Origin of the sequence: Thermotoga petrophila RKU-1, from assembly GCF_000016785.1 — a bacterium.
GTDB classification, from domain to species: domain Bacteria; phylum Thermotogota; class Thermotogae; order Thermotogales; family Thermotogaceae; genus Thermotoga; species Thermotoga petrophila.
This window is the reverse complement of sequence record NC_009486.1, coordinates 1,326,721-1,345,972: the sequence shown is the minus strand read 5'-3', so window position 1 is coordinate 1,345,972 and position 19,252 is coordinate 1,326,721. Positions and strand designations below refer to the sequence as shown.

The window sequence follows — 19,252 nt, the reverse complement described above, 5'->3', positions numbered from 1 at the left end:
GAGGTGGGGTTATGGAAGTTTTGCGTTTTTTGAAAGAGCTGAACACAGAGGGATCCCAGGAAGTTCTGGAAAAGTTGTTAAAATTTCTCAAAGTACACTCTGAAAGGTTCAATCCCAGAAAAGTATCGAAGGAGATAAGTATTTTTTGTGAAGAGAAACCCATGGCCGTTCTCGAAAAACTGGCTTTTTTTCTGGAAAACCACTCCTTGAGAGAACTGGAGAAATTCGAAAGAGCTGTGGGGAAATCTTTCATACGAACGATAGAATACGCTGCGAATCTCTTCAAAAATAAAAAAATTCTCACACTGAGTAACAGCAAAACACTGCTGGAGGTGTTTCGAAAAGCCAAACCTCCTGTAATTTTTGTTCTCGAATCACACCCGGGCGGAGAAGGAAAAGTCCTGGTAGAATCTTTGAGGAAGATGCATCTTCACGCTGAACCTGTGGAAGATCTGCTGGCCTACAGGACTCTCAGGATGGTTGATGTCTGTCTGGTAGGAGCCGACTACGTGGACGAATCGGGAAATGTTTTAAACAAAGTGGGAACCACCACTCTTGCCATTCTGAGCAAAGAGTCGAAGAAGCCATTTTTCGTTGTAGCGGATCCTTTCAAATTCGGTTCAAAGAAGCTGAAAGATACAAACCTTTTCGAAGTGGTACCGTCTGAGTTGATAACGGCGATAATAACTGACCCTGAGGGAGGGACATTATGCTGAGAACTCACACGTGTGGAGAATTGAGAGCAACAGACGAGGGAAAGAAAGTGAAACTGTGTGGATGGGTGGACAGGATCAGAGACCTCGGCGGTGTGAGATTCATCGACTTGAGAGACAGATACGGTGAAACTCAAATCGTGTGCGATGTGAACAGTGAAGCTTACAGCGTTGTGGACGAACTCACAAGAGAATCCGTCGTTCTGGTTGAGGGAATTGTGAGAAAAAGGCCGGAAGGAACGGAAAATCCGAACATCGAAACAGGAGAAATAGAGGTCGTTGCCGAAAAAATAGAGATCCTGTCTCTTGCCGATCCGCTTCCTTTTTATCCTGGTGAAGCACCAAAGGAAGAAATGAGACTCAAGTACAGATACATAGATCTTCGTTCCGAGAGAATGAAGAGAAATATCATTTTGAGATACAAAGTATCAAAAATCATCAGAGATTACTTCGATGAACTCGGTTTCCTTGAAATAGAAACTCCCTTTCTCACGAGAAGCACTCCGGAAGGAGCAAGGGATTTCCTCGTACCTTCGAGACTCAGGCCCGGAAAGTTCTACGCACTGCCTCAATCTCCTCAGCTTTTCAAACAGATCTTGATGATCTCCGGCTTCGATAGATACTTCCAGATAGTCAGATGCTTCAGGGACGAAGACCTTAGAGCAGACAGGCAACCGGAGTTCACCCAGGTTGACGTGGAGATGTCTTTTGTCGATGTAGAAGATGTGCTGAATGTGAGCGAAAGAATGATTTCAAGAGTGTTCAGAGAATCTTTGGGCGTCGATCTCGAAGTTCCTTTCGACAGAATCACGTACGACGAAGCGATGGAAAAGTATGGAACGGACAAACCAGACAGAAGATTCGGAATGGAACTTCGAGATTTTGGATACGCTTTTGTGAACACAGAATTCAAGGTGGTAAGGAACGTTCTCGATGAAGGAGGAAGCGTGAAAGGATTCATCGTTCCCAGATTCGCTTCGGAGATGAGCAGAAAGAAAGGCGAAGAACTAATGGCGAGAATGAAAGAACTCGGTCTCGGCGGTCTCATCTGGTTCAAAGTGGAAGGTGGAATCACATCGCCACACCTGAAACACCTTGAAAAAGAATTCAGAAAAATTGCAGAAACGGAAAACATGAACGAAGAAGACGTCTGTCTCATAGCGGCCCACACTGATAGAAACCTCCTCAACGAAGCCCTTGGAACGCTGAGGCTGGAAATCGGAAAAGAACGCTTCTCGCACCTTGCCAGAGGATTCGACGTACTCTGGGTAGTTGATTTTCCATACTTCGAGTGGAGCGAGGAAGAAGAGAGATTCGTCGCACGGCACCACCCCTTCACAATGCCCGTCCTGGAAACCTTGGGTGATGATTACACGAAAGTTCGAGCGAAAGCCTACGACCTGGTCATTAACGGCTACGAAGTCGGCGGAGGAAGTATCAGAATTCACAGAAGGGATATTCAGGAGAAAATCTTCAAACTTCTTGGGTTGAGCGAGGAGGAAGCACAGAAAAAATTTGGTTTCTTCCTTGAAGCGTTCAGGTACGGTGTTCCACCACACGGTGGGATAGCTTTCGGACTGGATCGATTGGTGAGCATCATAGCCGGTGAGAGTTCCATAAGAGAAGTGATCGCGTTTCCAAAGACAGGAAACGGTGTGTGTCTCTTGACAGGGGCTCCCGCTGAAGTTGATGAAAGACAACTCAGAGAACTCAGAATCAGAATAGAGGAGGGATAACATGAACAACCTCAAACTCGATATCGTTGAACAGGACGATAAAGCCATCGTGAGAGTTCAGGGAGAGATAGACGCTTACAACTCTTCGGAGTTGAAAGAACAGCTGAGAAGCTTCATCTCGACTACCAGCAAGAAGAAGATCGTCCTTGATCTATCGTCTGTCTCGTATATGGACAGCGCGGGCCTTGGAACACTCGTTGTGATCCTGAAAGATGCGAAAATCAACGGAAAGGAATTCATTCTCAGCTCTTTAAAGGAAAGCATACTGAGAATATTCAAGCTCACCCACCTCGACAAGATCTTCAAAATCACCGATACAGTGGAGGAGGCGTGAAATGGGGTTCCAGATAGCAATAGATGGGCCCGCAGCGTCTGGAAAGTCCACAGTAGCTAGACTCCTCGCTGAGAAACTTGGCTTCGATCATCTGAACACGGGAGCAACGTACCGTTCCGTTGCGGTTTATCTACACGAAAGAGGGTTCAGCCCTTTTTCTGCTGAAAAGGAGATCGAAAACGCGTTGAAGGATCTGAAGATAGACTATGTGAACGGAAGAGTTTACATCAACGGAGAGGATTACACCGAGAAGATTCAAAGCCCAGAGGCGGGGGTTCTCGCCTCGAATTTTGCCAGGCTCGAAGTTGTGAGAAGGCATCTGGTAAGAATCCAGCGAGAAATATGCGACGACAAGAACATCGTGGTCGAGGGAAGAGACATAGGAACGGTGGTGCTCCCAAACGCTCACCTGAAGATATTTCTCACGGCATCTCTTGAAGCTCGTGTGGAAAGGAAGTTGAAAGAGTACCAGAAAAGAGGTTTAAAAGTCACAAAAGAAGAGGTTGAAAGAGAACTCATCTCGAGGGATGAACAGGATTCCAAAAGGAACGTGGCCCCGTTGAAACCAGCGGAAGACGCCGTGATCATAGACACAACCAGTATGAGTGTGGAGGAAGTGCTCGACAGGATCCTAAAATTGGTCAGGGAGAGGATGAACACTTGAAAATAGTGGTGGCAAAGAACATCGGTTTTTGTTTCGGAGTGGAAAGAGCGATAAGAACCGTGGAGGAGCTACTCGATGAAGGAAAGAAAGTGGTAACAGATGGAGAGATAGTCCACAACAAACAGGTGATGGAAAAACTGACAAAAAAAGGATTGAAGGTGTCTTCGGAGATAACAGACGGAGAAGTGTTCGTTGTAAGGGCCCACGGTATCCCGAAAGACAGGCTCGAGGAACTGAAAAGGATCTTTCCAGAGGTTGTCGATCTCACTTGCCCCATAGTTTCTCAACTGTTCAAGACCGCTCAAAGATATGCCAAAGAGAGAAAAGTCATCGTTTTTGGAAAGGAAGACCACCCGGAAATGGTGGCGCTGAAAGGATACGCTCCTGCCATCGTCACGAAGGTTCCGTTCAAGCTCGAAGAGAAAAAGGTGGTCTTTCTCTCTCAAACCACTTCTTCACTTGAAGAATACAAAGAGTTCGTTGTAACGATGATCAGGATGAACGAATTCGAAGAAGCCGTTTTCCTCAACACCATATGCCCCGTAACTGTGAACCGAGAAAGGGAAGTGGAAGAGCTTTCGAGGATCTGCGAACTTTCTATAGTGGTTGGAGGAAGACATAGTTCAAACACCGGGAAACTCTTCAGAATCGCTTCAAAACACTCAAAAACGATCTGGATAGAGTCACCTGACGAATTGCCAGCGGACGTAGTAAAATATGGTACGGTGTGTGTGTTCAGCGGTACCTCTACACCCAATTCTCTGATAGAAAATGTTGTCAGAAAACTGAAAGAGATGGAGGGGAAGAGAGATGGAACCATTTGAATTCAACGATGAAATCCTCAGCCAGTACGAACCTGAGGAGTTCAGAAGGGGGCAGATCGTAACGGGAGTGGTTATAGGTAAGGAAGACGGCGGCGTGGTGGTGGATTTCGGGGGAAAAAGTGAAGGATTCGTACCGGAGAACGAACTGATCAAATCATTAGATGAGTACAAAGTGGGTGAGAATCTCACCCTTCAAATACTGAATCTGAACTACGAAGAGAGATCTATTCTCTCAGAGAGGAGACCCGTTCTTCGAAAAACACTCGAAGAGTTGAGAAAAGATTACGAAGAAAAGAAACCTGTGAAAGCCCGCATTGTTTCGCAGACAAAGGGAGGATACAACGTTTTATTGAAAGGAGTAGTCTCTGCTTTTCTTCCAGGATCACACTCTCTTCTCAGAAGAAACGATCCTATACCTGAAAAAGAAATAGAAGTCATCATTCTGGAAATGGTACAGACAAAACGGGGATCCAGAATAGTTGTTTCGCGAAGAGCTCTCCAGGATAGGAAAATTGAAGAGTTCTTCTCAGAAAAGAAAGTGGGGGATATCATAGAAGGTACCGTGAAAGGGATCAGCAACGCAGGTGTCGAGGTTGAAATTTCGGAGGGAATTAGGGGATTCATCCCCAAGAGCGAACTCAGCTACGACAACAGGATATCCCCTGAAGACGTAGTGAAACCCGGCCAGAACATAACAGCGAAGATAATCGAACTGGACGAGAGAAAAAAGAACGTCATCCTGAGTTTGAAAAGACTCATGCCCGATCCGTGGGAAAAAGTGAAGGAGAAATACCCGGTTGGAAAAGTGGTGGGTGGAGAAGTTATTTCGATTCATTCGTTTGGATTTTTTGTGAGGCTGGAGCCCGGTGTGGAAGGACTCGTTCCGAGATCTGAGGTCTTCTGGGGGAATGCAAGAAAAAACCTAGAAGAAGTAGTGAGTGTTGGAGATCTGGTGAAGGTTGAAGTTATCAATGTAGATAAAGAAAACAGAAAACTCACTCTGAGTTACAGAAAAGCAAAGGGAGATCCATGGGAAAACATCGAGGACAGATACAATGTCAACAACGTGGTGACGGGAAAGGTGACAGGAATCATAAAACAGGGAGCTTTTGTCGAGTTAGAAGAAGGCGTTGAAGGATTCGTCCCCGTCTCTGAAATTTCGTGGAAAAGAATCGACGAACCCGGAGAAATTCTAAAGATCGGTGAAAAAGTGAAGGTGAAGATCTTGAAGATAGACAAAGAAAACAGAAAGATCACTCTCAGCATAAGAAGAACCCAAGAAAATCCTTGGGAACGTGCACTCAAAGAGTTGAAACCAGATTCTATTGTGAGGGGGACCATAGAAAGAATCGTGAACTCAGGAGTGATAGTAAAAGTCGAAAAGTACGATGTGGAAGGTTTCGTGCCGAACAACCATCTTGTCAGTGAACCTGAAACGGGGAAAATTTTAAACCTCGTTGTTCTTAGAATAGATCCCGATGAAGTGTTTGGCGGAAGAATGATACTGAGTGAGAAGCGATATGAAGAGAGAAAGAACATAGAGGAGTACAAAAAAATGGTAGAGAAGGAGAGTTCTCAGAAAACCATTGGAGACCTTCTCAAGAAGAATGGAGAGTGAATATGGCGACAGTTCTGATAGTTGGTAAACCAAACGTTGGAAAGTCTACTCTGTTCAACAAGCTTGTGAGAAAGAAAAAGGCTATTGTCGAAGATGAAGAAGGGGTCACTCGTGACCCCGTTCAAGATACTGTAGAGTGGTACGGGAAAACCTTTAAACTCGTGGACACCTGTGGTGTCTTCGACAATCCACAGGACATCATTTCTCAAAAGATGAAGGAAGTTACTCTGAACATGATCAGAGAAGCCGATCTTGTTCTGTTCGTTGTCGATGGAAAGAAAGGAATCACAAAAGAAGACGAGTCGCTTGCCGATTTTCTCAGGAAATCCAACGTTGATACTATCCTTGTGGCAAACAAAACGGAAAATCTCAGAGAGTTTGAAAGAGAAGTGAAGCCGGAGCTTTACGGTTTGGGGTTTGGAGAACCAATACCTGTTTCTGCAGAACACAACGTGAATCTCGATGTTCTTGTTGAAACAATCATTAGAAAGCTCGAAGAAAAAGGACTGGATTTAGAGTCAAAGCCCGAGATCACAGACGCAATAAAAGTTGCCATCGTTGGCCGACCAAATGTTGGAAAATCCACACTCTTCAACGCTATATTGAACAAAGAGCGAGCTCTGGTGTCACCGATACCCGGAACGACGAGAGATCCTGTTGACGAGGAAGTGTTTATAGACGGGAGAAAATACGTATTCGTTGACACAGCTGGTTTGAGGAGAAAGTCCAGGGTCGAGCCCAGGACTGTTGAGAAGTACAGCAACTACAGGGTTGTGGACAGCATAGAAAAAGCGGACGTTGTTGTAATAGTTCTCGATGCAACTCAGGGTATCACAAGACAGGACCAGAGAATAGCCGGTCTTGTTGAAAGACGAGGGAGAGCCAGCGTCGTTGTTTTCAACAAATGGGACCTCGTGGAACACCGCGAAAAAAGATACGACGAATTCACCAAACTATTCAGAGAAAAGTTCTATTTCGTCGATTACAGTCCGCTCATCTTTATCTCCGCAGATAAAGGCTGGAACATAGACAAGGTGATAGACGCTATCAATTTAGCGTACGCTTCTTACACCACAAAAGTACCATCCAGCGCTATTAATTCGGCTCTCCAGAAAGTGCTCGCATTCACGAATCTCCCTCGCGGCCTCAAGATCTTTTTCGGTCTTCAGGTGGATATAAAACCACCCACTTTCCTTTTCTTTGTGAACAGCATAGAGAAGATAAAAAATCCACAGAAGGTTTTCCTCAGAAAACTGATCAGGGACTACGTCTTTCCATTCGAGGGATCTCCTATATTCTTAAAGTTCAAGAGGAGCAGGTGATATCGTGGGCTGGTGGCTTTTCCCGATTCTCGGTTACTTCATAGGGTCTATTCCCTTCAGTTACTTGATCCCGAAGTGGCTGAAGGGCATCGATGTGAGAAAAGTAGGTAGCGGCAACGTTGGTGCGACGAACGCCATAAGGACCACAGGCCCTGTTGTTGGAGGCATCTGTCTTCTTCTGGATGCTTTGAAGGGATTTTTCCCTGTGTTCATTGCCACAACTTTCTCAGGAGATCCAAAGCTTGTATCACTCACGGCGATTGCAACCGTCCTCGGACACGATTTCCCGATCTTTATGAAGTTCAAAGGTGGAAAGGGAGTCGCTTCCACTCTTGGAATTATTTTCTGTCTTTCGTGGCCTACAGGGATTGTGTTCACACTGACCTGGCTTGTCATCGTAATGCTCACTAAATACGCATCGCTTGGATCTCTTGTGGCTCTTTACATTTCTGCTCTTCTGGGGTATCTGTTCAAAGGCTACGATACGGGAATGTTGATTCTCATTCTCGCGGTTCTTTCCACTCTCAGACACTCCGAAAACATCCAGCGTCTCCTAAACGGTACGGAAAGGAAGGTAAACCTTTTCAAGAGGTGAAAGCGTGAAAAAAACGATACTGCTTCTGTTTCTGCTAACTTTTTCCGTTCTTTTCTCCCAAAGCGTTAGAGAGATGTTTTCAGAAGTAATCATAGATTGGGTAAAGGGAGATATATCTTCCGCACAGCAGAAGATAGAGGAGATCTTCTACAAACCCATCCCCGCTGAGAATCTCGCAGAGTTCTGGTATTTGAGAGCAAAATTGATGATAGAAACAGGAAGAGTGAAAGAAGCTTACGAAGATCTGAGAAACCTGCTCGTTGTTGTGCCGGATCAGCCAGAAGTGCTTTCGCTGGTTAACAATCTGGAATTCATACTGCAGGGTAAAGAATCTGATTCTTTCAACATGAAAACGTTAAAAACACTCCCGGGTTTTAAAGACGGGATAGAATACTTTTTCACACCTACGGATGTGGCAGTTTTCGGTGAAAGTATATACATCGTCGATCCTGTCAATAAGCGTTTTATAAAAAGCGATGGTTCCAATTTTACCGTTAAAACCTTATCTTTTCAACCGGAGCAGGTGTTCACCGATAGAGATGGGAACGTCTTTTTGATCTCAAGAGACGGAAGGGTTTTCAAGAATGAAAAGGAAATAGGGAAGTTTCTCAATCCGATAGGAGCAGGTGTTTTGGATTCTGGAGAATTTGCCCTGGTAGATGTGGATAAAATCGTGTTGATCTCAGAAAACGGTTCGAAGAGAGAAATACCAATCGATGGAAAACCTTTGATCATCGATGCGGAAGTGTACTGTGGGCAGGTTGTCGTCCTTGACACGTGGAGCAATTCTCTCATCGTGATCAACGTGGATACGGAATCACAGAAAAACATTCCCCTTCCTGTTCCGACGCGTTCCTTTGAAATCTTTTACGATGGTTCTTATCTCCTCTTAGATCAGTCTGGAAATCTTTTCCATTTCGATGGAAAAAAACTTCAAACAGTGGGTCAAATTCCCCAGTATGTGAACATAGAGTACGAATATCCATACCTGTTTGGAATGAACTGGGACAAGAACTCGATCGAGATTTCTCTTCTCAAGTCCTCAGAACCTATCTTTGTTCACATCGATTCCTTTGAATTAACCGTCGATAAAATGTTCTTGTACGTGAGAGTGGAGGATGCCTTTGGACGTGATATCGATCTGGTTCAGCTTTTCTCCGATCTTTTCGAAGCTCGTGGAAGGGTTCCATTTGAAGTTTCACACGAGCTGAGAGAATACACAGTGTATATAAGTGACGAGGAGTTTCTTTCCAAAAAAGTCTACCAGATAAACGATCGAAAGGGTTACTGTGTTGTGGTACCTCCAGACATTGCCTTCTCAGACGAACAACTCGCCGTTTTGAAACTCAAAAACGTCAAGCTCTACACCTCGCCTGAAGCGAGCGCAGCTCTGAAAGATTTTTGCTACAAATCAGGAGGAGGCATCGGTGAACCTCACTTCCTCAAACACAACCTCTGGGTCTTCAGCTTTTCTTATGTGAAGCCTATAACCGAAGAGATCATTCCTATTTCCGTGTCTTTCAAAACACCCGACATGAACTATTCGGACACTGTATATGTCACAAAGAGGGTGATAGAGCTTGGCCTCAAGTGACTTTGAAGAAGCATACCGTGAACTCGAAGAAGGAAAACTGGAGAGTGCCCTGGAAAAATTTTTGAAAATAGCCGAAAAAGACCAATCGGTAGAGGTTTGGGTCAACATAGGAAACATCTACAGAAGAATGAATCTTCTGGCGAAGGCTATTGAAAGCTACAAAAGAGCACTGGAAATAGATCAAAAAAATCCAGTCGTTCTCTTCAATCTGGGAAGCGCATACTATCAGATGGGGAAATTTTTCGAGGCTCTGAAACTGCTGGAAAAGGCCGAGGAACAGGGATTGACAGATCCCAGAGTGAAGGTAGTGAAAGCCCTGTGCAAGATAAAGCTCAACCTTCCAGACCCCATGGAAGGACTCGATGAAGACCAGAAGAGGATTGTAAAAGACCTAGTGAAAAATGGTTGAGATTCTTCTGCTGCCGAACGAAAGGTTTTCGAATATAGAAGGATACATTTTCTATCCTTCGAGAGATGTTTTGCCTCTCGAAGATGTTGTTTTGTCACCCGAGATAAAAGGAAAAAGAATAGAAATCCTGTGGAAACTGTTGAGCGGAGAGAACCTCAAAATAGTCACCACTCTGAAAGCACTCACCGAAAAGGTGTTTCCACCCGATTTTCTGAGAGAAAATTCCCTGATGATAACACGATCCACAAAACTTGCCTTGTCTCCAGAAAAACTCGTTGAAATGGGGTATGAACGCGTTTTCACCGTTCAAAATGTGGGAGAATTTGCCATTCGTGGAGATATAGTCGACATTTATTCTCCGGGGAACGACTTTCCTGTAAGAATAGAGTTGTTCGGAGACGAAATCGAAGAAATCCGTTTCTTCAATGTAGATACCCAACGTTCATTTCAGAGTGTTGATAGAACTCTGATACTTCCTTTTGTTGATTTCTACGGTGAAAGCACCCTGCTCGATTTTGTAAAAACGGAAGTTCGCTTTGTATGTGAAGATCTTCAAAAGGTTCTGGATGAATACAGAAAGTTCAGGAAAGAAATGAGGGACCTTTTGAAGGAACGCTACAACGACTTCTTTGATGAAAGAGTAGTCGAAGTGGTACTCAAAAACGTTGAGAAGGGTTCTGCACCACTATCAACACGTATTGAGAAGAAAGAATCGCTGCCCATTCTGGATGTCGATGAGATCGAAGAGGGTGGACTCGTAGTTCACAGAGAACACGGAATAGCCATTTTCGAAGGGGTTGTTCGGCTCAAGGGAGTTCTCGGAGAGAGGGATTATTTGAAGTTGAAATATGAAGACGCAGTTTTGTATGTTCCCATCGAGAAGATCGACAGAGTTCATAAATATATAGGTGATCCTTCGCAGGTTAAACTCGACCGGATGAACCGTGGCAAATGGAAACAAACACTGAAGAAAGTGAGAGAAGACATCGAGAAAAAGATCAGAGAACTCGTTGAACTTTACATGAGAAGGCAGGAAATTCAGGGTCTTTCTCTTCCAGGTGACCCAGAACTGGAAGAAAAATTTGCGGAATCTTTTCCATACATTGAAACCCCCGATCAGCAACAGAGTATAGAGGAAGTGCTGAGTGATCTTGCCTCTGAAAAACCAATGGACAGACTCCTGTGTGGAGATGCGGGTGTTGGAAAAACAGAAGTAGCTTTGCGAGCTGCGTTTCGTGCAGTCGCATCTGGTAAACAGGTAGCGGTGCTTGTACCAACCACCGTTCTGGCAAGACAACACTACGAGAACTTCAAAGAGAGAATGGAACCGTTCGGTGTAAAAGTGGAACTCCTGGACAGTTCAAGAACACCGAGAGAAAAGAAGGAGATCATCGAAAAGCTGAAGAAGGGAGAAATAGACATCATCATAGGTACACACTCTCTGTTGAACGAACGGATCGAATTCTCCGATCTTGGTCTTGTCATCATCGACGAAGAACAAAAGTTTGGAGTTGAGCAAAAAGAAAGGTTCAAGAAACTGAGACTCTCGGTGAACGTGCTAACCCTGAGTGCTACACCTATTCCACGCACCCTCCACATGGCCCTCTCTGGAATGAAAGATTTTTCTGTGATAAATTCTCCTCCCCCTGGAAGAAAACCAGTATACGTTTATGTCGCAGAGTACAGCGATGATCTCGTCAAGGGAGCGGTGATCAGGGAGATAAACAGGGGAGGTCAGGTGATCTACGTTCACAACCGCGTGGAAGAACTACCGGAGGTTTTCGAAAAACTGAAAAGGATGTTTCCGGAGTTGGAAATAGCGGTTGCCCACGGAAAGATGTCTAGAAGAACTATGGAGAGAATTGTCCACGAGTTCTACCGCGGGAACATCGATGTTCTTCTGTGTACCACAATTATCGAGAATGGTGTTGATATACCGAATGCAAACACACTCATAGTGGATGACGCACACAGATACGGCCTTTCACAGCTCTATCAGCTCAGAGGAAGGGTGGGTAGAAGCGACCGAAGGGCCTTTGCGTACTTCCTGTACCCAAAGGGTACTCCAAGAAGCGCTCTTGAAAGACTGAAGGTGCTTAAATCCTACACAGGCTTTGGAAGCGGTCTTCAAATAGCGTTGAAAGATATGGAACTGAGAGGTGTGGGAGATGTCCTCGGTTTGGAACAGCATGGAAATGTTGTGTCCGTTGGTTTGAAACTGTACAACGAAATCTTGAAAGAGACCATCACGAGATTCAAAGAAAGACGAATCGAAAAGAAACACTCTGTGAACGTTGAAATAGAAAATCCCCCGGGCAGATTTTTCATACCGGAAGATTACGTGCAGAATCCTGTAGAGAGGTTGAGACTTTACAGAAGACTCGCATCCTCTCTTGATGAGGAAGATCTCGAGGAAATACTGGAGGAAATGAGGGATAGATTCGGAGAACCACCCGAAGAAGTGAAGTTACTCGTTGATTACTTCAGATTGAGGATCAGAGCTTCGAAGCTGGGAGTAAAGAAGATCAGATTCGATCACTCAATGGTGGAAATCTTTCCAAACAGAGACTCGCCGTTTTTGAATCATCCGAGATACAATAGACGGTCGGGAAGTGTTGTTCTCTACACCAGGGAGAATCCGGTGGAGTTTCTCATGGACTTACTGAAAAAATGAAAGGGTGAGCAGGGCTCACCCTTCGTTTTCATCCATCAGAGAGAGCAGTGATTTCAGATACTTGCTCCTCGATGGATGTCTCAACTTCCGCAGTGCTTTGACTTCTATCTGCCTGATCCTTTCTCTTGTGACATTGAAATACTGGCCAACTTCTTCAAGCGTTTTTGGTTTTCCATCGAGCAAGCCGTACCTCATTCTCAGAACCATCGCTTCTCTCGGGCTCAGAGTTTTCAAGACTTTCTCGAGTTCTTCTCTCATGAGCATCCTCATGGCCTCTTTCTTTGGAGAGGCTATGGAATCGTCAGCCACAAAGTCTTCGATGGAAGAATCTTCATCTTCACCTATAGGAGATTCCAGGGATATGGTTTCCTTCGCTGCTTCGAGTATTTCCTTTATCTTTTCTGGGGGTTTGCCCATCATCTTTGCGAGTTCTTCTATGGATGGTTCTTCACCGTGTTTCTGATAGTACTCTCTTCTCAACCTGTTCAGTTTGTTTATAGTTTCCACCATGTGGACAGGTATCCTGATGGTCCTTGCCTGATCCGCTATCGCTCTTGTGATTGCCTGTCTGATCCACCAGGTAGCGTACGTACTGAATTTGTAACCCTTCCTCCAGTCGAACTTCTCTACCGCCTTCAGAAGTCCTATGTTTCCTTCCTGTATGAGGTCCTGGAAAGAAAGACCGCGTCCCATGTAGCGCTTAGCTATACTGACAACAAGCCTCAGATTCGATGTTATTAGTTTCTCTTTGGCCTTTTTATCGCCCATCTGTGCTCGTCTTGCGAGTTCACGTTCTTGAGCTGGTGTTAGAAGTGGTATTTTTCCTATCTCTTTGAGATACATCTTGATGGAATCCCTTACGTTGCTCGAATCGTGTATCTCAGGGGATTCTCTCTCCAAAAGTTCTTCTAGTTCCTGTTCGTCACCGGGAACACTCATTTCTTCTTCCTCAGATTCACTTTCCACAATGTTTATTCCATGTTTTTCCAGTTCTTCATGTATTCTCTCTATCAGATTCGTATCAAAGTCTTCGAAGTCTGGAGGAAAAGCTTTATCTATATCCTCATATGTTATGTAACCTTTCTTTTTTCCTAAACTGATGAGTTTTTTTATACGTTTTTCTACCTGAGGAGGAAGCGTTTCTTTCTGTTCCTGTGTCTGCTCCTGCGTCTGCTCCTGGTGCTGTTCCTGAAGAACCTGCTGTTCTTCGTTCATTGTGACTTTTTCCTTCTTCGCCATACCGATCACCTCCTCTTTATTTTTCTGAGGAGATCCAACTTCATAGAGAGAAGAAGACGCCTTTCCTCATCGTTTGAAACCTTTTTTATCATCTCATCTATTTCTGCAATACGTCTCTCTATCCGCCGGATTTTCAACTTTTCGGAGAGGTCAGCGAGAAATTTCTCGGGATCCTTTGGAGGAGGAATGCTTTCTATCGTTTCAAAAACCCAATCTTTCAACTCTTTTGGAAAGTTTTCTATAGCTTCGCTTAAATCTTCATCGGATGAAACCCTCTTGAAAAATTCTCTCGCGTTTTCATCTTCCAGTACCTCTAAGTCCAGCTCCAGAATCTTTCCCCTCAAATCTTCGTAGTTCAAAAACAGGTAAGCAAGTCCTCTTCCCTCATCGTAAACCTTTGACGACCTGGATCCATGAACAAGCATAGTGTTAGACTTTTCACTCTCAAAAAAGTTCAAAATCTGGTTTTCTGGTATCTGGAGAGAAGCCGAAGCTTCCTTCACGAGATTTTCTACATGTTTCAAATATCCTTTCTTTCTCATCCTCTGGACCCAACCTTTGAGGAAAGAAAGGTAGGATCTCACACCCGCGGGGCTGTTTTTGTCAAAGAAGACTTCACCAGCAGTCACCAGGAAATATTCGAACGAACGTGAGTTTTTCAGCATCTTTTTCAGCGAACCTTCCCCTTCCTTCTGAAAGAGTTCATCCGGATCTTTGTAAGGAGAGGGGGTTGCTACAAGCACGTTGAATTCGTATTCAAGGAGGTCTTCGAGGGATTTGAGAGTGGCTCTGAAGCCTGCTCTGTCATTATCGAAACACAGTATGACATTTTTCGAATACGCCGAAAGCTTCAGAATTGCTTCCCTTGAAAGACTCGCCCCAAGAACAGCGACCGCCGTTGGTATTCCATCTCTTCTGAATGCGAGCGCGTCGAAGTAGCCTTCAGTGATGACGAAAAAACCGACCTCTTTTGCCACTTTTTTCGCCTCATCGAAGAGAAAAAGGATTTTCTTCTTCGAAAAATACCTGGTCTCTGGAGAGTTCAAATACTTTGGTTCTTCGTTGCCGAGAGCACGCCCACCAAAAGCCACAATATGTCCACTGTCGTTCTTTATTGGAACAACGATTCTTTCTTCGAATCTATCAACGAATCGATCACCCTTTTTTAACGCGATACCGTATCTGACAAGTTCTTCCGGTGTTATGTTCATGCCTTCTGCAACTTCTATAGAGATGCTGGATCTCTTAGGAACGTACCCAAAGCCAAACTTTGCTATATCTTCTTCAGAAAAGCCTCTGCTTTTTAAATAGTCTTTTGCCTCTTTCGATTTCTCCAGCTCTTTGACGTACCTTTTCCACGTTTCTTCGTACAAACGAATGTATTTTCCGTATTCAGAAGTCCCTTCTGTTCTGTAGAGAGAAAGATCAATCCCAGCTCTCTTGGCAAGTCTTTCCAGCGCTTCCTGGAAACTGATCCCTTCCATTTCCTGAAGAAATTTGATGACATCCCCGCTCGCACCACAGCCGAAACAATGGTATATCTTCAAACCCGGATGAACGTAAAAAGAAGGATTGGTTTCTGAATGAAAGGGACAGAGAGCCCTGTAGGAAGAACCTACCCGGGTGAGATTCACATACTCTGAAATGACTTCTACGATGTCAACTTTTTCTTTTATTTCCTCGATGACCTCTCGAGGAATCACACTCTCACTCCTCGGTTGGTAAACTACCACACCTTACATAAGGTGCGCTTCCCGCTTCAACCCGTGATGGCTCGTAGACCCATTTTGGGTTCCGCCAGAGCACGGTCCACGGGCATGAATTCGAACGGCTCCCCCCTACTGATGGCATCAAGCCATACCTGGCCAAATTCTTCGCAAGGTGTGATCAAAATGTTTAGCCAGTTTTTTTTCTTGTTCTTTCGTGGGGTAGATACAAAATTTGTAGGTTTTGAGCATCCTTATCCTTCCTTTGAGATTGCTCCCTAAGAACCTCAAAGCAGAAAAGTTTATCTTTGATTTGCGGGAACTCTTTCTTGATGAGTTTAGACGAGGCACTTTTGCGTTATGGTGCTTTCTTTGCACTTTGTTCGATAAACAGAAAAAGAGAGGTCCGGGAGAACCGGACCCCGCGATTGTCTGCTGCCAGCAAAATCATCTCTTGGAGAACTGAGGAGCTCTTCTTGCCTTTTTCAAGCCGTACTTCTTTCTTTCCACTTCTCTTGGATCCCTTGTGAGCATCTTGTATTTCTTGAGAACAGGCCTCAGCTTCTGGTCGTACTGAAGGAGGGCTCTGGCAATTCCAAGCCTCACGGCACCGGACTGGCCGGACAGACCTCCACCGTTAACCCTTATGACAAGATCGAATTTGCCAAGTGTGTTGGTTACCTCAAGGGGCTCTATCGCGTGTTTTGTCCATGCAGGATTTTTGAAATAGTCATTCAGACTTTCGTATTCTTTTCCATTGACCTTCACTTTTCCTTCTCCCGGTCTCAAATAAACTCTTGCAACAGCAGTCTTTCTTCTTCCCGTTCCGTAGTATCCTATCACTTCGGCCATTCTTCTCCCTCCTCATTCTTCACAGTTCAATAGGCTCAGGTTTCTGTGCCTGATGTGGATGTTCGGGTGACGCATAAACTTTGAGTCTTTTGAGCATTTTTCTGCCCTTTCTGTTCTTCGGGAGCATCCTTTTGACAGCGAGCCATATGAGTCTTTCGGGATGTTTTTCCAGCATCTGTCTTGCTGTCAGAGACTTCAGACCTCCGGGATAACCAGAATGCCAGTAATAAACCTTCTGATCGAGCTTCTTTCCGGTAAGAACCACCTTGTCAGCGTTCACAACGATGACGTAATCTCCCGTGTCAACGTGCGGAGTGTAATTGGGCTTGTGTTTCCCCATCAATATCTTCGCTATGCGTGTCGCGAGTCTTCCGAGAACCTTTCCGGAAGCATCTACCACGTACCATTTTCTTTCAACCTCTTCGGGTTTTATCATAGTTGTCTTCTGAACAGGAAAGTACCTAGCCATTGTTGCTCCTCCCTTCCACTGTTTCCAGTTTAAAGATACTGGACACTTTCTTGTAAACAAAGAACGTCACAAACGAGTCGATTCCAAATTTCACCAGATTGAAAGCCAGTATGAACGGGAAAAATTTTAGATAAAGTTCGAACGGAGCCTTGAAGTAAAGCGGCACGATGAGAGCATTCAACCCCAGAGCGAACGCTGTGGTGAAAAGTGTAGCGACAATCATGCCTTTTATTGCCGTTGCTCTGCTCTTGTTTCTGTGATAAATGAGGCCAGCTATTCCCACAAAGGACATTCCCAGCACAGCGTTCATCGCGATTCCCACAGGATCACCGGACTTCATAAGGAAGAAGAGAATGTCCTTCACCAGGACGACAAACATGCCGACCCCGGGCCCCAGCAAGAAACTCACTATGAGCGCCGGTATTTCACTGGGATCGTACTTCAGGAAACTCGCTTGTGGAAATATCGGAAACTCCAAAAACATCACCAGAGTTGCAAGAGCTGAGAAAATCCCCACGAAGGAGATTTTCTTTATGCTGCTCACTCTTTCACTCCTCATAAACGCTCACATACTTTTTGTTGTTTTTCGTTTCAAACTTCACCCTGCCATCCTTCAGTGCGAACAGAGTGAAATCTCTTCCCATACCAACGTTTTTTCCGGGGTAAAATCTTGTTCCTCTCTGTCTCACGAGGATGTTTCCTGCTTTGACAATCTGACCATCTCCCACTTTGACTCCCAGATATTTTGGAAGACTGTCTCTACCGTTCTTCGCAACACCACCACTCTTTTTATGAGCCATTGTCGATCACCTCCACTCTGATCTGAGAAGGAAACTTCTGTTCGAGTTCTTTCAAAGACCTCACCATGGCTGCTAGTACTTTCACTTCGCAGTTTTCGAGTTCTTCAAATTTCACTTTCAGATAACCGGATTCCTTCTCTATTTTCGCTTTTTTCTCGGCTTTCAGAAAGTTCGCCACGTGCTGCGTCAAAAGACTAACTGAAGCGCACAGTGTTTTGTCTGGTGCATGTCCTGTTACTTCAAAAAAAGAATTAGTCACAGTCACTTTTATCATAGTTCAATCTTTTCAATTTTGATGGCGGTGTACCACTGTCTGTGACCTTTTTCCACCTTACTGTTCTTTCTGGGTCTGTACTTCACAGTCTTTACCTTTCTGGCTTTGGCGTGTTCCAGAACCTTCCCTACAACCTTAGCTCCTTCAACATAAGGTTTTCCGACGAGCACCTCTCCGTCCTTCCTGACGAACACCACTCTGTCAAAGACGATCTCATCACCCGGGGAGTAATCTTTCTGCTTTTCAGTGTAGAGAATCTTTCCTTCTTCGACCCTGTACTGCCTGCCAGCCGTTTCTACGATGGCGTACAACACCTTCACCTCCCAATCACATGGTATACAAGTGCTGGGGTACGTACCCTTGAGGGATTTGAAACGCACCCCACGCACCAGCGAAGAGTATTTTACTACTCTTTCTTTTCGGATATTTTAAAAAAGAATTACTCTCCGCCTTCCTTAGGTATCAAACAGAGAAACTCCACTTCGGAGTCTGTATCGTTCCTGAAGCCGTGTATTTCATTGGGTTCAACGAAGATGTAAAAACCCTCTTCCACCGCTTCCTCGCCTTGCTCCTTCAAAACTGTGAGCTTTCCCTTCAAAACGAAAATCTCGTGCTCCCATGGATGGGAGTGTCTGTCGATGAGACCGCCAGGTTCCACCGTGAAAAGTCTCATGACAAAGTTTGGAGCGTCTTTCAAGCCTATGAGGACTCTTTTACGAACTCCTCGTACCTTATCGGTTGAAATTTCCTGGGGAGTGACATCATATGCTTTCTTTAATATCATGTTTTCTTCTCCCCTCTCGCCTCGTTCCAGAATACTCTATCACAACTCTTCTGTAAGGTTCTACACCGACTGAGTAGCTTATCACACCTCTGTGTTTTCTCACAAGTTTGTGAACAATTTTCCTCTCAAAAGAAAACATGGGATCCAGTACTACTTTGGTCTTCTCGGAAATAGCCTTTTTGACAGCCTCTTCCACTATTTTCTCAAGAGATTTCTTCCGCTTTTCCCTGTAATCTCCCATATCCAGAATCACGTTCAGCTTCGTATCACTCAATCTGTTGAGGAAGATCATCGCTATATGCTGAAGTGCTCCCATGGTTTTTCCGTGTTTACCTATGAGCCTTCCTACGTTTTCACTCTCCACGTCAACAAAGAAACTCCTTCCAGAAGATTTCACAGTTATTTTGACTTCTGAATCTACCACCTGCAAAATCTCAGTTAAAAATTCTTTCAATTTTCTTTCAAAGTAAGCTTTGGTGATCTGCACCTCGACAACCGCTTCTTTTGAAAAGAGGCCGAATATTCCATGAAATCCTTTTTCCAACACGTTGACCGTGTACTCTCCTTCTCCGAGACCGTATTTTTTGACCACTTTTTCAACCGCTTCCTCCACTGTAGGAGCCCTTTCCACAATTTTCTTCATCT

The 19,252-nt window shown here is 44.6% G+C and carries 22 protein-coding genes and 1 pseudogene; 11 read left to right on the top strand and 12 right to left on the bottom strand.

Features of this window, described 5'->3' with window-relative positions; genetic code table 11:
- The first annotated feature begins 11 nt into the window (after positions 1 to 11).
- From TPET_RS06905 to mfd, 11 genes are read left to right on the top strand one after another with little or no spacing between them, the layout of a single operon-like run.
- Positions 12 to 716, top strand: coding sequence for an eIF2B alpha/beta/delta subunit family protein (locus TPET_RS06905; protein WP_011943827.1), 705 nt, complete (start codon positions 12 to 14; stop codon positions 714 to 716).
- Positions 710 to 2,449, top strand: a complete 1,740-nt coding sequence (gene aspS / locus TPET_RS06900) for an aspartate--tRNA ligase (protein ID WP_011943826.1) — start codon at positions 710 to 712, stop codon at positions 2,447 to 2,449. Before TPET_RS06905 ends, aspS begins: the two co-directional genes overlap by 7 nt.
- A gap of 1 nt (position 2,450) precedes the next feature.
- Positions 2,451 to 2,783, top strand: coding sequence for an anti-sigma factor antagonist (locus TPET_RS06895; protein ID WP_011943825.1), 333 nt, complete (start codon positions 2,451 to 2,453; stop codon positions 2,781 to 2,783).
- Position 2,784: 1 nt separating this feature from the next.
- Positions 2,785 to 3,447, top strand: coding sequence for a (d)CMP kinase (cmk, locus tag TPET_RS06890; protein ID WP_011943824.1), 663 nt, complete (start codon positions 2,785 to 2,787; stop codon positions 3,445 to 3,447).
- Positions 3,444 to 4,271: a 4-hydroxy-3-methylbut-2-enyl diphosphate reductase gene (gene ispH, locus TPET_RS06885; protein ID WP_011943823.1), complete on the top strand. Its 828-nt coding sequence runs from the start codon at positions 3,444 to 3,446 to the stop codon at positions 4,269 to 4,271. Before cmk ends, ispH begins: the two co-directional genes overlap by 4 nt.
- On the top strand, positions 4,258 to 5,889 hold the full coding sequence (locus TPET_RS06880; protein ID WP_011943822.1) for a 30S ribosomal protein S1: 1,632 nt from the start codon (positions 4,258 to 4,260) through the stop codon (positions 5,887 to 5,889). The genes ispH and TPET_RS06880 overlap by 14 nt, the downstream gene beginning before the upstream one ends.
- 2 nt (positions 5,890 to 5,891) lie before the next feature.
- Positions 5,892 to 7,211 carry a ribosome biogenesis GTPase Der gene (gene der, locus TPET_RS06875; RefSeq protein WP_011943821.1) on the top strand — a complete coding sequence of 440 codons (1,320 nt, stop codon included), beginning with the start codon at positions 5,892 to 5,894 and terminating at the stop codon, positions 7,209 to 7,211.
- 4 nt (positions 7,212 to 7,215) lie between these two features.
- Positions 7,216 to 7,806 carry a glycerol-3-phosphate 1-O-acyltransferase PlsY gene (plsY, locus tag TPET_RS06870; protein WP_011943820.1) on the top strand — a complete coding sequence of 197 codons (591 nt, stop codon included), beginning with the start codon at positions 7,216 to 7,218 and terminating at the stop codon, positions 7,804 to 7,806.
- A 4-nt stretch (positions 7,807 to 7,810) separates the two neighbouring features.
- Positions 7,811 to 9,400, top strand: a complete 1,590-nt coding sequence (locus TPET_RS06865; protein ID WP_011943819.1) for an NHL repeat-containing protein — start codon at positions 7,811 to 7,813, stop codon at positions 9,398 to 9,400.
- The gene (locus TPET_RS06860; RefSeq protein WP_011943818.1) at positions 9,387 to 9,809 is read left to right on the top strand and encodes a tetratricopeptide repeat protein; all 423 of its coding nucleotides are present in this window, start codon (positions 9,387 to 9,389) and stop codon (positions 9,807 to 9,809) included. Before TPET_RS06865 ends, TPET_RS06860 begins: the two co-directional genes overlap by 14 nt.
- Entirely contained in the window at positions 9,802 to 12,483 is a 2,682-nt protein-coding gene (gene mfd, locus TPET_RS06855) for a transcription-repair coupling factor (protein WP_011943817.1), read from the top strand. The genes TPET_RS06860 and mfd overlap by 8 nt, the downstream gene beginning before the upstream one ends.
- Positions 12,484 to 12,498: 15 nt before the next feature.
- On the opposite strand, the gene rpoD is transcribed toward mfd, so the two are convergent.
- From rpoD to jag, 12 genes and pseudogenes are all read right to left on the bottom strand, one after another.
- On the bottom strand, positions 12,499 to 13,722 hold the full coding sequence (gene rpoD, locus TPET_RS06850; RefSeq protein WP_011943816.1) for an RNA polymerase sigma factor RpoD: 1,224 nt from the start codon (positions 13,720 to 13,722) through the stop codon (positions 12,499 to 12,501).
- 5 nt (positions 13,723 to 13,727) lie between these two features.
- A complete protein-coding gene (gene dnaG, locus TPET_RS06845; protein WP_011943815.1) occupies positions 13,728 to 15,425 on the bottom strand; it encodes a DNA primase in 1,698 nt (565 codons plus the stop codon).
- 147 nt (positions 15,426 to 15,572) lie between these two features.
- Positions 15,573 to 15,656 (bottom strand): helix-turn-helix domain-containing protein, encoded by an 84-nt coding sequence (locus TPET_RS09715; protein WP_420794670.1) that lies wholly within the window; start codon positions 15,654 to 15,656, stop codon positions 15,573 to 15,575.
- Positions 15,619 to 15,783, bottom strand: a pseudogene (locus tag TPET_RS09710) (IS200/IS605 family transposase); the annotation flags it as partial. The pseudogene TPET_RS09710 and the gene TPET_RS09715, both read right to left, overlap by 38 nt.
- Positions 15,784 to 15,875: 92 nt before the next feature.
- Positions 15,876 to 16,280, bottom strand: a complete 405-nt coding sequence (gene rpsI / locus TPET_RS06840) for a 30S ribosomal protein S9 (RefSeq protein ID WP_011943814.1) — start codon at positions 16,278 to 16,280, stop codon at positions 15,876 to 15,878.
- Positions 16,281 to 16,299: 19 nt separating this feature from the next.
- Positions 16,300 to 16,749 carry a 50S ribosomal protein L13 gene (gene rplM, locus TPET_RS06835; protein WP_004081738.1) on the bottom strand — a complete coding sequence of 150 codons (450 nt, stop codon included), beginning with the start codon at positions 16,747 to 16,749 and terminating at the stop codon, positions 16,300 to 16,302.
- Complete coding sequence (locus tag TPET_RS06830; protein ID WP_012896450.1) at positions 16,742 to 17,293, bottom strand: ECF transporter S component; 552 nt, start codon at positions 17,291 to 17,293, stop codon at positions 16,742 to 16,744. Before TPET_RS06830 ends, rplM begins: the two co-directional genes overlap by 8 nt.
- A gap of 4 nt (positions 17,294 to 17,297) precedes the next feature.
- Positions 17,298 to 17,549, bottom strand: coding sequence for a 50S ribosomal protein L27 (gene rpmA / locus TPET_RS06825; protein WP_004081742.1), 252 nt, complete (start codon positions 17,547 to 17,549; stop codon positions 17,298 to 17,300).
- Positions 17,539 to 17,823: a ribosomal-processing cysteine protease Prp gene (locus tag TPET_RS06820; protein WP_008195077.1), complete on the bottom strand. Its 285-nt coding sequence runs from the start codon at positions 17,821 to 17,823 to the stop codon at positions 17,539 to 17,541. The genes rpmA and TPET_RS06820 overlap by 11 nt, the downstream gene beginning before the upstream one ends.
- A complete protein-coding gene (rplU, locus tag TPET_RS06815) occupies positions 17,820 to 18,134 on the bottom strand; it encodes a 50S ribosomal protein L21 (RefSeq protein WP_004081746.1) in 315 nt (104 codons plus the stop codon). Before rplU ends, TPET_RS06820 begins: the two co-directional genes overlap by 4 nt.
- Before the next feature lie 128 nt (positions 18,135 to 18,262).
- Complete coding sequence (locus TPET_RS06810; protein ID WP_008195073.1) at positions 18,263 to 18,607, bottom strand: cupin domain-containing protein; 345 nt, start codon at positions 18,605 to 18,607, stop codon at positions 18,263 to 18,265.
- A complete protein-coding gene (gene jag / locus TPET_RS06805) occupies positions 18,585 to 19,250 on the bottom strand; it encodes an RNA-binding cell elongation regulator Jag/EloR (protein WP_008195072.1) in 666 nt (221 codons plus the stop codon). Before jag ends, TPET_RS06810 begins: the two co-directional genes overlap by 23 nt.
- Positions 19,251 to 19,252: the final 2 nt, after the last annotated feature.